This window comes from Pseudomonas sp. WS 5021, assembly GCF_012985535.1.
In the GTDB taxonomy this organism is placed as follows: Bacteria; Pseudomonadota; Gammaproteobacteria; order Pseudomonadales; family Pseudomonadaceae; genus Aquipseudomonas.
Map to the genome: position 1 here is coordinate 1 of NZ_JAAQWP010000015.1, position 13,084 is coordinate 13,084.

The 13,084-nt window shown below is 61.2% G+C and carries 11 protein-coding genes; 5 read left to right on the forward strand and 6 right to left on the reverse strand.

The window, feature by feature from the left end; translation table 11 throughout:
• Positions 1-233 precede the first annotated feature (233 nt).
• Positions 234-1,022 carry a helix-turn-helix transcriptional regulator gene (locus HBO19_RS27655; protein WP_169957360.1) on the reverse strand — a complete coding sequence of 263 codons (789 nt, stop codon included), beginning with the start codon at positions 1,020-1,022 and terminating at the stop codon, positions 234-236.
• A gap of 84 nt (positions 1,023-1,106) precedes the next feature.
• Between HBO19_RS27655 and HBO19_RS27660 the strand changes: the two genes are divergently transcribed.
• The 5 genes from HBO19_RS27660 (at position 1,107) to HBO19_RS27680 (ending at position 5,526) form a co-directional block, all read left to right on the forward strand.
• Positions 1,107-2,105, forward strand: a complete 999-nt coding sequence (locus HBO19_RS27660) for a bile acid:sodium symporter family protein (protein ID WP_170058672.1) — start codon at positions 1,107-1,109, stop codon at positions 2,103-2,105.
• A gap of 87 nt (positions 2,106-2,192) precedes the next feature.
• A complete protein-coding gene (locus HBO19_RS27665; protein WP_170041016.1) occupies positions 2,193-3,365 on the forward strand; it encodes a sugar transporter in 1,173 nt (390 codons plus the stop codon).
• Between the two features lie 164 nt (positions 3,366-3,529).
• Positions 3,530-4,768, forward strand: a complete 1,239-nt coding sequence (locus tag HBO19_RS27670) for a hypothetical protein (RefSeq protein WP_170041017.1) — start codon at positions 3,530-3,532, stop codon at positions 4,766-4,768.
• A 50-nt stretch (positions 4,769-4,818) separates the two neighbouring features.
• Positions 4,819-5,133, forward strand: a complete 315-nt coding sequence (locus tag HBO19_RS27675) for a hypothetical protein (protein WP_170041018.1) — start codon at positions 4,819-4,821, stop codon at positions 5,131-5,133.
• A 75-nt stretch (positions 5,134-5,208) separates the two neighbouring features.
• On the forward strand, positions 5,209-5,526 hold the full coding sequence (locus HBO19_RS27680) for a hypothetical protein (RefSeq protein WP_170058673.1): 318 nt from the start codon (positions 5,209-5,211) through the stop codon (positions 5,524-5,526).
• 53 nt (positions 5,527-5,579) lie between these two features.
• Here the strand turns inward: HBO19_RS27680 and HBO19_RS27685 are convergent, their stop codons facing one another.
• From HBO19_RS27685 to HBO19_RS27705, 5 genes are all read right to left on the reverse strand, one after another.
• Complete coding sequence (locus HBO19_RS27685) at positions 5,580-8,021, reverse strand: TonB-dependent receptor (protein ID WP_170058674.1); 2,442 nt, start codon at positions 8,019-8,021, stop codon at positions 5,580-5,582.
• A 101-nt stretch (positions 8,022-8,122) separates the two neighbouring features.
• A complete protein-coding gene (locus HBO19_RS27690) occupies positions 8,123-9,082 on the reverse strand; it encodes a FecR family protein (protein ID WP_170058675.1) in 960 nt (319 codons plus the stop codon).
• Positions 9,079-9,585 carry a sigma-70 family RNA polymerase sigma factor gene (locus tag HBO19_RS27695; RefSeq protein ID WP_104912118.1) on the reverse strand — a complete coding sequence of 169 codons (507 nt, stop codon included), beginning with the start codon at positions 9,583-9,585 and terminating at the stop codon, positions 9,079-9,081. Before HBO19_RS27695 ends, HBO19_RS27690 begins: the two co-directional genes overlap by 4 nt.
• Positions 9,586-10,657: 1,072 nt before the next feature.
• Positions 10,658-11,902, reverse strand: coding sequence for a saccharopine dehydrogenase family protein (locus tag HBO19_RS27700; protein WP_169957090.1), 1,245 nt, complete (start codon positions 11,900-11,902; stop codon positions 10,658-10,660).
• A 29-nt stretch (positions 11,903-11,931) separates the two neighbouring features.
• The gene (locus tag HBO19_RS27705; protein WP_169957091.1) at positions 11,932-13,029 is read right to left on the reverse strand and encodes a carboxynorspermidine decarboxylase; all 1,098 of its coding nucleotides are present in this window, start codon (positions 13,027-13,029) and stop codon (positions 11,932-11,934) included.
• Positions 13,030-13,084: the final 55 nt, after the last annotated feature.

Sequence of the window (13,084 nt, forward strand, 5' to 3'; positions counted from 1 at the left end):
GCCCTTTTGGTTACTTTTGGCTGGGCCGGCACTCCGGGCTCTTTTCCAAAAGTGACCCGCCGTAAGGGCGGAACCAATAGCCGCCGTGACCGCAGCAGCGGATATGTACACAACCCCAGACGAGAGTTGTGTAGATACCTATGCCGCAATTGCGGGGTGTCAGTCACGGGATTTATCGCCTGACACACCGCTATCGCGGGCAAGCCCGCTCCCACAGGGCCGGGTCAATCCAGTCAGCGAAAAAACTCCCCCGGCGTCGTATCAAACTGCTGGCGAAACGCTGCGATAAACGCCGAAACCGACTCATAGCCACAGCCCAGCGCCACATCCGTCACCCGCTCCCCGCGTTCCAGGTCGGGCAGGGCGCCGAGCAGTCGCAGCCGCTGGCGCCAGGCGCGGTAGGTCAGGCCGGTATCGCTCAAGAACAGCCGGCTCAAGGTTTTTTCACTGACCCCCAGTTTCTGGCTCCACTGCCCCAGCGTGGTCGCCTGTTCCGGGTGCAGGCGCAAGCTGCGGTAGATCTGCCGCAGCCGGCTGTCCACCGGCAGCGGCAGCATCAGGTCGACCTGGGGCGCGGCGGCCAATTGGTCGAGCAGCACCTGGGCCAGGCGCCCATCCGGGCCATCTTCGGCATATTCCACCGGCAGTTCGCTGAAACGGCGGATCAACTCACGCAACAGGTCGCTCACCGCCAGTACCTGGCAGTGTCCCGGCGCCCAGGTCGTTACGCTGCAGTCCAGGTACAGGCTACGCATTTCGGTGTGTGGCGAACTGAACACCCGATGGGGCATTCCCGCCGGGATCCATACCGCCCGTTGCGGCGGCGCGACGAAGCGTCCGGCGCTGGTCTGGATTTCCAGCACCCCGCAAATCGCATACGACAACTGCACCCACGGATGGCTATGGCGGCGGGTCAGGGCGCGGTTGGGCAGGGATTCGGTGCGGCCATACACCGGGCGCGGCAGGCTGGCGAGCCCGGGGATGCTGCGGCGAACAGCCTTTTCATGTCCTTTAGGCGGCATTTACTGGCTCATTGGCGTTAGTCGGTAACCGGTTGTTACGTTAGAGTCGCCACGACGCCCTGGCAACCCCTGGAAGAGCAACTGATGAAACGCCCACGGTTTTTACCCGACAACTTCACCCTGATCCTGATTGCCACGGTGGCCCTTGCCTCCTTGCTCCCCGTCAGCGGCCAGGCCGCCGTGGCCTTTGGCTGGGTGACCAACCTGGCCATCGCGCTATTGTTTTTCCTGCATGGCGCCAAGCTGTCGCGCCAGGCCATCGTCGCCGGTGCCGGGCACTGGCGCTTGCACCTGCTGGTGTTCAGCCTGACCTTCGTGCTGTTCCCGCTGCTGGGCCTGGCGCTCAAGCCGCTGCTGTCGCCAATGATCGGCAAAGACCTGTACATGGGCATGCTCTACCTTTGCGCGTTGCCGGCCACGGTGCAGTCGGCGATTGCCTTTACCTCCCTGGCGCGGGGCAATATCCCGGCGGCGATTTGCAGCGCGGCGGCGTCCAGCCTGTTCGGCATCTTCCTCACGCCGTTGCTGGTGACCTTGTTGCTCAATGTGCATGGTGACGGCGGCTCGACTGTGGATGCGATCCTCAAGATCAGCGTGCAGTTGCTGCTGCCGTTCATTGCCGGGCAGATCGCCCGGCGCTGGATTGGCGCGTGGGTGGGGCGCAATAAAAACTGGCTGAAATTCGTCGATCAGGGGTCGATCCTGCTGGTGGTCTATGGCGCCTTCAGTGAGGCCGTCAACGAAGGCATCTGGCATCAGATCCCCTTGTGGGAACTGGGCGGCCTGGTGGTGGCCTGCTGTATCTTGCTGGCGCTGGTGCTGGTGGCTTCCGCGCTCTTGGGCAAGGCGTTCGGCTTCAACCAGGAAGATCGCATTACCATCCTGTTCTGCGGCTCGAAGAAAAGCCTGGCCACCGGCGTACCCATGGCCCAGGTGTTGTTCGCCGGCAGCACCATGGGCGTGTTGATCCTGCCGTTGATGCTGTTCCACCAGATCCAGTTGATGGTCTGCGCGGTACTGGCCCAGCGCTATGCCAAGCGCCCGGAGTCGATTCCCGAGATCATGGCGCAAGTCGATCCCTGAACCATCGTGTTACTATTTTTGCGCGCCGCTCCAGGGCAGGCATCGGGCCGTCAGGATCGGCGCGCAACCGAGTAAAACGACCTGTCGATGAGTACTTCCACCGCAACCCCCGCCGCCAATTGGCAACCGGTCATCGCCCTGGCGCTGGCCGCCTTTGTGTTCAACACCACCGAATTTGTCCCGGTCGGCCTGCTCAGTGCCATCGGCGCCAGCTTCGACATGCCAATCGCCCAGGTCGGCCTGATGCTCACCATCTACGCCTGGGTGGTGTCATTGACCTCGCTGCCGGTGATGTTGCTGACCCGTAACGTCGAGCGGCGCAAGTTGCTGATTGTGTTGTTCGGCATGTTTATCGCCAGCCATATCCTCTCCAGCGTGGCCAACAGTTTTGGCCTGTTGATGGTCAGTCGTATCGGCATTGCCTTGTCCCACGCGCTGTTCTGGTCGATCACTGCCTCCCTGGCGGTACGCCTGGCGCCGCCGGGCAAGCAGGTGCAGGCGCTGGGCTTGCTGGCCACTGGCACTTCGCTGGCGATGGTCTTGGGCATTCCCCTCGGGCGCCTGCTGGGTGAAGCCATGGGCTGGCGCACCACGTTTATCGTGATCGCCGGGTTTGCCGCCGCACTGGTGTTCTGGCTGGCGCGCACCTTGCCGTTGTTGCCGAGCCAGAACTCCGGCTCGCTGCGCAGCCTGCCGATGCTGTTCAAGCGCCCGGCGCTGGTGGCGCTGTATGTGTTGACGGCCATGGTGGTCACCGCCCAGTTCACGGCCTACAGCTATATCGAACCTTTTGTCGAACGCGTCGCGGGCCTGGGTGGCAATGCGGTAACCCTGGTGCTGCTGGTGTTTGGCGGGGCGGGGATCATCGGTTCGTTGCTGTTCAGCCTGTTGCACCGTTTCAGTCCCTATCGCTTTTTGCTGGTGGCCGTGTCGGTGCTGGCGCTGTGCCTGGGCCTGCTGTTGCCCCTGAGTGGTGACGTGTCGTACCTGGTGGTGCTGAGCGTGTTCTGGGGCATGGCGATCATGGCCTTTGGCTTGGCATTGCAATCCAAGGTCCTGGTCCTGGCACCGGACGCAACGGATGTGGCGATGGCGATGTTTTCCGGGATCTACAACATCGGCATCGGCGGCGGCGCGCTGCTGGGCAGTTGGGTCGGCGGGCACTTTGGCTTCGCCTGGATCGGCGCGGCGGGGGGCTTGCTGGCGGTGGCGGCGCTGGGGTTGTATTGCCTGTCGATTTATCGGTTTGGCCAGGGTTAAGTCGCAAACCTCCCGTTATAAACCGCTTTGTGCGGGTGCGTAAGCTGTCAGATCTGACAGTTGTCTAATCGGTCTTCCAGGCTTTTACTCCTTCTCAGACGCAGCGCCCAGCCGGTGGTTAGGCGCTGAACTTGAAGGCGCAAACTTCCAGGGACGGACTGATCATGCAGACCCTATCCAAATACGTGATTCTCGGCGGCGCATTGCTTTTGGGCTATGGCGCCACAGCGACGGCGGCGACCTTTGTCGATCTGGGCAATGCGGCGGGCAAGCAATGTGTCGCAGTCTCGGTCAATGACAGCGGCCAGATCGTGGGCAGTTGCAGCACCGCGACCCCCAGCGCCAATGACAACCCCTGGTATGCGGCCTCTAGCGCGGGGCCCCAGCAAGTGTTGCCGCCGCTGGTGGCCAACCAACCCTGCTCAGTGGGGAGCATTGGCAATAGCGGGGTGATGGTGGGGCGTTGTACGGATGCGAGCAATTTCAATTTTGCTGTGACCTGGAGCGCCGCTGCACCGGCGGCGGCCCCGATCAAGCTCACCCCCCTTCCGGCGACTTTGTTGTTTCCCTTGTTGCGTCCCGCCGATGTCCATACCTATGCGACCGCCCAGAACCAGCAAGGAGCGGTGCTCGGCTTGAGTATCAGTGGCAGTGGCAAATCTACCGTTGTGTTGTATCGGCCAGGCATGACAGCGCCCGAGCGCATCTCTGACTGGGACAGCATGTGTCTCGGTACGGTGGTGAACAATACCCTGATCAGCGGATACCCCAGCATCCTGATGAACTGCCCGGTCAACGGCAAGATTGTGGCAAGGGTTGTCCGGCGCGGAGGGGGTGGCTACACCACCACTGACTTGCCTGTGCCAGCCGGGGCAAGTTACTGCATAGCGGTGGATATGAACGATCAGAACCAGGCGGTGGGCAGTTGCCTATACCCCCACTCTGCCACCAACAGCAGCAAAACCGCATTCTGGCCCACCCCCACCAGCGCACCGTTGCTGCTCACATTGCCGTTGAATGCCATGAACTCGGGGGTTGCGGTGAACAATGCCGGGCATGTGCTGGCGCGAGGCACTGCGCCTTCGGGCTTTACCACGGATTTCTACTGGGCGGACACCAGCTCCAGCTTCGGCGTGCAGCCCATCCCGTTTTTGCCGGGCAGCGTCAGTACCAAGGCGTTTGGCCTGACTGAAAATGGCACGGTCGCGATGGACTGCACCGACAGCGCCGAGTACGCCACCGCCTGCACCTGGGATCCGGACAATGGAACCCAGGCCATTGCCCCCATTGGCGGTGGGCACCAGAGCATGCTGAACAGCATTTCGTTTAGTGGCACCTTCATTGCGGGCGCGTCCACTGACACGTCGCAAGACGTCAGTGCCGTGGTGGCGCCCTTGCCCTGAGAGGTTGGACGTCCCCCTGTAGCGTTGGATCCAGGATTGAGGAGGTGGGTATGAAAAGGACAGCAGCATTGCTGGCAGCGGGGATGATCCTTCAGTTACTGGCGGGTGCACCGAGTTACGCAGGGGGGCTTAAATCCGGGGTGCACTTCCCACCAGAGCAACTGCATCAAATGAGCTTTTTGCCGATCTTGCCATTTGATCTCACAGCCGATGCGTTTACGCCCCCCAGTCCGGTCATCAAGGCCCCGGATGTAAGCCCGATAGGCGGCAACCAATCCAATGCGCCCAGTTGGTTTGTGTGCACAAGCAAAGGCATCAAGCTGGTGCGGGACGGCTCGATAGTGAAAACCCATTATTGTGATTGAGTAGACGGTACCCAGACTTTTAATCCCTGGAGCGGTCGATGGGGGGGTGTTGGATCTACGGTTGAGGAGGTGTGTATGAAAAGGACGACGGCATTGCTGGCAATAGGGACAACCCTTGTGTTTTTAGTGTCTGCACCGACTTATGCGGGGGGGCATAAAGATGAGGTGTACTACCCTGGTGGAGGTCCCATCATTGATGCGACACACCAGATCGTCACGCGAGTCTTTGGTATTATCCAGTCATTTATTCCATCCGCCCCAGTCATCAAGGCCCCGTCTGTAAGCCCGATCGGCGGCAACCAATCCAATGCGCCCAATTCGTTTGTGTGCACAAGCAAAGGCATCAAGCTGGTGCGGGACGGCTCGATAGTGACAACCCATTACTGTGATTGAAGCGCCGGCATGCCGCTGCAGGCACCGGCATGCCGGCCCCACAGCGGCCTAGCTCAGAACTGCGGCGTGTACTTCACACTGAACATTACATTGCGCGGGTCACCGTAGAAGTTGTTGCCATTCAACTGGTTGTACCCGGAGGCGTAATAGGTCTTGTCAAACAGGTTGTTGGCATTGACCGCCAACCCCACTTCCGGCGTCAGCTGATACGCCACCCGCGCATTCCACACGGTGTAGCCCGCCACGTCGTAGTTGTACTCATACCCCAGGGTATGGCTCTGGGTGGTAAAGCCCAACCCGGTGCTGACCTTGCTCCAGTCGCCACTGAACTGGTAGTCGCCCCACACCCGCAACATATGCTTGGGCGTCCACTGGCTGAATACCCGGCCCTTGTTATCCCGGTCCTCAAGGTATTTGGTGGTGTTGTAGGTATAGCCGGCAAACAGTTGCAGGCCGCTCAACACTTCACCGCTGATCTCGGCTTCCAGGCCCTGGCTGCGCACTTTGCCCGAGCCTGTGGCGCAGTACGTGCCGCCGCAGATTTCACCCAGGGAGTAGTCGGTGATCGCACGGTTTTCCTGGTCGTAGCGGAACAGCGCCAGGGAGGTATTGACCCGCCCGTCGAGCAATTCGCCCTTGAGGCCGACTTCGTAGTTGCTGCCAATCACCGGCTTGACCACCGCCCCGCTGAGGTCGCGCTGGGTCTGGGGCTCGAACACGTCGGTGTAGCTGGCATACACCGCCCACTCGCGGCTCAGGTCGTAGACGATCCCGGCGTAGGGCGTGACTTCGCCGGTTTCGTTGGTGGTGCTGGGCTTGTTGACGGTGGTGGCGTGGGTCACCGCCGTGATGCCCGAGGAGGTATAGCTGTAGTCATACCAACTGACACGGGCGCCGAGTACCAGGGTCAACGGGTCGATGGGCTTGACGCGCCAGCTGCCATACAGGCCTTTTTGGCGGATGTCGTATTTGCTCGGTGTTGCACGGCCGCCGGGGGTGTTCATCAGACCCTCGTAGCTGATTTCGGGGCGGTGGTTATCGATGTCGAAGATGTTGTCGGTGCTTTGGTTAAAGGTCCGGGCAATGACGTCGTTGGTGGTGTATTTGGAATAGTTGCCACCCAGGGTGATTTCCTGGGCCATCGACAGCGCCTCGAAACGCCCGGTGAGGTGGGTGTCCAGGCCGATCTTGGTGCCGTCGAAATCGGTGTACCAATCGGCATAGGTCAACCCGCTGCCGTCGGCGTTAATGCCTTCGCCGGTACTCTGCACGCGTTGGTGGGTGGAGGTGTTTTCTTCGCGCATGCGCACCGCGCCGACCTTGAACTTCCAGTCATCGTTGAAGCGGTGCTCCAGGTCGGCATACAGGGTGGTGACGTCGATCTGCGAGTGGTTCCAGCGCGAGCCACTGAAGGTTGAGCGGGGCAGGTCAATCGGCTTGCCCGTGCTGTAGCGCGGCAGGCCCCGCAGCATCGGCCGGGACTCGGCATTGGTGCGGCTGACGGCCAGGCCCAGGGTGGTGTCTTCCTGCAGGTCGAAGTCCAGGGCGCCGTACAGCGAGTGGGTCTTGCTCCATTCGTAGTCGATGAACGAATCGCTCTGGTCTTCATCCGCCACCATCCGCCCACGGATCGTGCCGCTCTGGTTCAGCGGGCCGCCGGCGTCCAGTTGCAGGCCGTAGTGGTCCCAACTGCCGGCCTTGGCGGTAAGGGCCACCGTGGGTGCCGTCTGCCCGCGCTTGCGCACCAGGTTGATTGCGCCACCGGGGCTGCCGGTGCCCTGCAGCAGGCCGGAGGCGCCGCGCAGTACCTCCAGGCGGTCGAAGAAAATCATGTCCTGGGTGGCCCAGTTGCCCAGGGCATAGGTATTGCGCGGGATCGGCACGCCGTCGTACTGCCAGTCATCGATCTGGAAGCCGCGGGAGGTGATGATCATGCCTTTGCCCACGCCTTGCACGCCCACCAGGCCGGTGGTGTGGTTGACGGCGTCCTTGAGGTCGACCAGGTTCTGGTCGTCCATTTGCTTGCGGGTCATCACTGTGATCGACTGGGGGATTTCCTTGAGGGTGTGGGTGCCCTTGCCGATCGTCACCGCCCGTGCGGCGTAGGAACCGCTGCCTTCGGTGGTGGGGTCGATGCTGCGCTCGACAATCGAGGTCACGCCCAATTGCAGCGCGCTGCCCGTGTCGGTGGCAGGCTCGACGCTGAAATTACCTTGCTCGGTGATACGCAACTGCAAGCCGCTGCCCGACAACGCACGGTCCATGGCCTGTTCGGCCGGCATCTGGCCGATCACCGCCTGGGCCTGTTTACCCTGCACCAACACCGGGTCCAGGGACACAATCCGTCCGCTCTGGCTGGCAATGGCGTTCAGCGTTTGTGCCAGCGGGCCGGCTGGCAGGTTGAAAGACAGGCTTTGCGCCTGTACCAAGGCAGGGCTCGCCAGGGTTGCCAGGGCAACGGCGACAGAAAGGGCGTGGGGCCAAGGGTTGAGCACAGCATTCTCCTGAAGGTGTGGACGTGTCAGGAGATAGGTGGGCCGAGAATTGAAAACCGGACACAAATAAGAGTGATTTGCATAAAAAAGTCTGGCCCGGGTTATTTGGTGCCAATCACGGTCAGCCACGGGCTGTAGTGATCCACCCGGATCGGCAGGGTTTCGGCCAGGGCCGCGAAGGCGCGGCGGGGGTCGTTGAGGGGGAATACGCCTTGCACGCGCAAGTTGCGCACCTGCGGGTCGACGCGTACAAATCCCCGGCTGTACGGGCGCAGGGCGTTGACCACCTGCTCCAGGGAATCGTCCAGCACGCTGAGGTGGCCGGCGAGCCAGTCGGCCCGGTAGCCCTGGTTGCCGGCCAACGCTTCGATGCGCTCGGCATGCAGCATCACCGATTGGCCTTGCAGCACCGTGTGCTGGATGCCGTTGTGCAGCGTCGCCTGGACCGAATGCTCCAGCACCACCACCCGCGTGGCGTCTGGCTGCTGGGACACGAGGAAGCGCGTGCCCAACGCTTGGACACTGCCCTGGGCGCTGCGCACACGCAGTGGCCGCTGGGGGTCGGCTGCCACCTGAATCACCAGTTCACCGTGGCGCAGGATGATCAAGCGCTGGTGCTGATCGAACTGCACATCCACTGCGCTCTGTGCATTGAGGCTCAGGCGGCTGCCATCGGCCAGGGTGAAGGTCTGGCGTTGGCCGCGCCCGGTGTGCAGGTCGGCCAGCAGGTCGTCGCCCAGCGGGCTGCGCGCTGCCAACCACAGGCCGCCACCCAGCAGGCCCAGGCCGCCGATGGCGCGCAGTATGTCCCGGCGCGAACCTTGGGGCTGCAACAGCACTTGCCGCGCTTCGCCGGGCAGGCGTTTGTCGAGGGTGCGCAGGGTGTTCCACGAGCCGCCCAGGCGTTCCTGCAAACGGGACCAGGCTTGGACGTGGGCCGGGTCGAGGGCCAGCCAGGCATTGAAGCGCTCCTGCAACCGCGCATCCGGTGTGCCGGCGCGCAGGCGCACCATCCAGTCGATGGCCTGCTCGCTGACCGGGTCCAGCCGGGCCTTGCTCACGGGGCCAGCTCGGCCAGGTAGCACTGGCGCAGGGCCTGTTTCATATAGCGGCTGACGGTGCGCTCGGACAACTGCAACTTGCGCGCAATCGCCACGTAGCTCATGCCGTCCAACTGGCTATAAAGGAACGTGGCCTTGACGATCAGCGGCAAGCCATCGAGGGCGCGGTCAATGGCGACCAGGGCCTGGATCAGTTGCAGTTGGTCTTCAGGGGAGGGCGCCAAGGCTTCGGGGGTGGCGGCCAGGCGTTCCAGGTAGGCGGTTTCCAGGCGACTGCGCCGGTAGCGATCAAAGATCAGCCGGCGGGCAATGGTCGAGAGATAAGCCCGGGGTTGCTCGATGCTGTCGGGGTCGACCCGGGCGGCGAGCATCTGGCAGAAGGTATCGGCGGCGGTGTCTTCGGCATCGGCATGGTTACGCACGCGATGCTGGATATGTTGCAGCAGCCAACGGTGATGGTCATTGAAAAAGAAGCCCAGCTTGCGGATTGGAGGTGACTGCACGGGTCGACTTTCTCAAGGGTGGTATTGTGAATCGTTCTCAATACTACCTTTTGTGCGAGGGGGGGTGCAATAACCGGTAGTTGCAGGAGCAAGCTCGCGCCTACATAAAACGGCATTCCAGCGTTATAGGGCCGGTTGTACGCAGCCATCCAGCGCCTGGTCTTGCGAGGCATTGACCAGAATAGTGTGCCCGCTCCAGAGCCCCAGCGTTCAAAAACGCAGGTCCCGCAAACACCGACAAACCCTGGTAGGAGTTGTCGAGCTTTAGCGAGGCTACGATAGCGGTGGTTCAGCCAACATCAATGCCAGCAATCCCGCCGCCATCGCAGCCTCGCTGGGGCTCGACAGCTCCTACATTGTTTGTGCCCGCTCCAGAGCCCCAGTGTTCAAAGACGCAGATCCCGCAAACACCAATAAACCCTGTAGGAGTTGTCGAGCTTTAGCGAGGCTGCGATAGCGGCGGTTCAGCCAACATCAATGCCAGCAATCCCGCCGCCATCGCAGCCTCGCTGGGGCTCGACAGCTCCTACATTGTTTGTGCCCGCTCCAGAGCCCCGGCGTTCAGAGAAGCAGATCCCGCAAACACCAATAAACCCTGGTAGGAGTTGTCGAGCTTTAGCGAGGCTACGATAGCGGCGGTTCAGCCAACATCAATGCCAGCAATCCCGCCGCCATCGCAGCCTCGCTGGGGCTCGACAGCTCCTACATTGTTTGTGCTCGCGCCAGAGCCCCAGTGTTCAAAGACGCAGGTCCCGCAAACACCAATAAACCCTGTAGGAGTTGTCGAGCTTTAGCGAGGCTACGATAGCGGTGGTTCAGCCAGCATCAATACCAGCAATCCCGCCGCCATCGCAGCCTCGCTGGGGCTCGACAGCTCCTACCTCGATTTTCATTGTTTGGGGGATTGCATTTGAGATGCAGTAGACGCGTGCAACAGGGAATTCAGACCCCTGAATCGCCAATGTGGGAGCTGTAGGCACTGGCAACATTGATATCCGCCCTCGCAACGATCCGGGCAATGTTTTTGATCGCTCCCACAGGACGTGGGAGCGATCCGTCAATCAAGACGCTATCAGGCGATAGCATCCCAGGCGCGGTCGCCTTTTTCGTCCTTGATGCGGGTCGGCAGGCCCATTACGTCCAGCGCCTTGAGGAACGGCTCGGCTGGCAGTTCTTCAACGTTGGCCATGCGTTGCACGTCCCACTCGCCACGGGCTACCAGCAGCGCAGCGGCTACCGGTGGAACGCCTGCGGTGTAGGAGATGCCCTGGCTGTCGGTCTCGGCATAGGCTTCTTCGTGGCAGGCCACGTTGTAGATGAACAGCTCGCGTGGCTGGCCATCCTTGGTGCCCTTGACGAGGTCGCCGATGCAGGTCTTGCCGGTGTAGCCCGGTGCCAGGGAAGACGGGTCAGGCAGCACGGCCTTGACCAGTTTCAATGGCACCACTTGCAAGCCTTCGGCGGTGGTGACCGGTTTCTCGGAGAGCAGGCCGAGGTTGTTCAGCACGGTGAACACATTGATGTAGTGTTCGCCGAAGCTCATCCAGAACCGCACGTTGGGCACGTCGAGGTTTTTCGACAACGAGTGCACTTCATCGTGGCCGGTCAGGTACAGGTTCTGTGAACCCACTACCGGCAGGTCGTCAGTACGTTTTACTTCGAACATGGTGTTGCTGGTCCACTGGCTGTCCTGCCAGCTCCACACCTGTCCGGTGAATTCGCGGAAGTTGATTTCCGGGTCGAAATTGGTGGCGAAATATTTGCCGTGGCTGCCGGCATTGACGTCGAGAATGTCGATCGAATCAATGCGGTCAAAATGCTGTTGTTGCGCCAGCGCCGCATAGGCGTTGACCACACCTGGGTCAAAACCCACACCGAGGATCGCAGTGATGTTCTTCTGCTTGCATTCCTCCAGGTGGTTCCACTCGTAGTTGCCGTACCACGGCGGGGTCTCGCAGACCTTGCCCGGCTCTTCGTGGATGGCGGTGTCGAGGTAAGCCACGCCCGTGTCGATGCAGGCACGCAGTACCGACATGTTGAGGAAGGCGGAGCCGACGTTGATGACGATCTGCGATTGGGTTTCGCGGATCAGGGCCTTGGTCGCTTCCACGTCCAGGGCGTCCAGTGCAAAGGCCTGGATCTGGGCGGGTACCTTGAGGCTACCCTTGGCCTTGACGCTGTCGATGATGGCCTGGCATTTGGAGATGTTGCGCGACGCGATAGCAATACGACCGAGTTCGTCGTTGTGCTGCGCGCACTTGTGGGCCACCACCTTGGCGACACCTCCTGCACCAATGATAAGAACGTTCTTTTTCAATTGCTTTATCTCTCCTTTATCTGTCCGCTTTACGAAAGGCTGGACAGGTAGTCGTCGTAACCAAATTCACGAACCACTTCGACTGTACCGTCGAGTTGTTTCACTACGATGGACGGCATTTTCAGGCCGTTGAACCAGTTTTTCTTGACCATGGTGTAGCCTGCCGTGTCGATGAACGACAGTCGATCGCCGATGGCCAGCGGCTGATCAAATTGGTATTCGCCGAAGATGTCCCCGGCCAGGCACGACTTGCCGCACACCATGTAGGTGTGTTCGCCGGTGCTCGGCGCCAGCTTGGCGTTGAGGCGATAGATCAGCAGGTCCAGCAAATGGGCTTCGATGGAGCTGTCGACCACGGCGAGGTTTTTGCCGTTGTACAGGGTGTCGAGCACGGTCACTTCCAGGGAGGCGCTGTTGGTGATCGCCGCTTCGCCGGGTTCCAGGTACACCTGCACGTCGTACTTTTGCGAGAACGCCTTGAGGCGCTGGCAGAACGCGTCGATGGCGTAGCCTTCACCGGTAAAGTGGATGCCGCCGCCGAGGCTGACCCAGTTGACCTTGTGCAGCAGCGCGCCGAAGCGTTCTTCGATGGTGCCGAGCATCTTGTCGAACAGCTCGAAATCACCGTTCTCACAGTTGTTGTGGAACATGAAGCCGGAGATTTGCTCGATCACGCCTTCGATCTTCACTGGGTCCCACTCGCCCAGGCGGCTGAACGGGCGCGCCGGGTCGGCCAACAGGTAGTCGGAGCTGCTCACTTGCGGGTTGACGCGCAGGCCGCGAGTCTTGCCTTCGCTGCGCTCGGCAAAGCGCTGCAGTTGGCTGATGGAGTTGAAGATGATCTTGTCGCAGTTGTCGAGCATCTCCTCGATTTCATCGTCGGCCCAGGCCACGCTGTAGGCGTGGGCCTCGCCTTCGAACTTCTGGCGACCGAGCTTGAGCTCATACAGCGACGAGGACGTGGTGCCGTCCATGTATTCCTGCATCAGGTCGAACACCGACCAGGTGGCAAAGCACTTGAGCGCCAGCAGCGCCTTGGCGCCGGACTGCTCGCGCACGTAGGCGATCTTCTGCATGTTGACCAGAAGCTTCTGTTTGTCGATGAGGTAATACGGGGTTTTGATCATTTTTCAGAGCCTGCGGCGGAGCCTGCCAAAAAAGGACAGGCATTGTGCCCGCACT

Coding starts and splice junctions, on each gene's coding strand:
- HBO19_RS27655 (WP_169957360.1), bottom strand. CDS start 1,022: ATGCCGCCTAAAGGACATGAAAAGGCTGTTCGCCGCAGCATCCCCGGG.
- HBO19_RS27660 (WP_170058672.1), top strand. CDS start 1,107: ATGAAACGCCCACGGTTTTTACCCGACAACTTCACCCTGATCCTGATT.
- HBO19_RS27665 (WP_170041016.1), top strand. CDS start 2,193: ATGAGTACTTCCACCGCAACCCCCGCCGCCAATTGGCAACCGGTCATC.
- HBO19_RS27670 (WP_170041017.1), top strand. CDS start 3,530: ATGCAGACCCTATCCAAATACGTGATTCTCGGCGGCGCATTGCTTTTG.
- HBO19_RS27675 (WP_170041018.1), top strand. CDS start 4,819: ATGAAAAGGACAGCAGCATTGCTGGCAGCGGGGATGATCCTTCAGTTA.
- HBO19_RS27680 (WP_170058673.1), top strand. CDS start 5,209: ATGAAAAGGACGACGGCATTGCTGGCAATAGGGACAACCCTTGTGTTT.
- HBO19_RS27705 (WP_169957091.1), bottom strand. CDS start 13,029: ATGATCAAAACCCCGTATTACCTCATCGACAAACAGAAGCTTCTGGTC.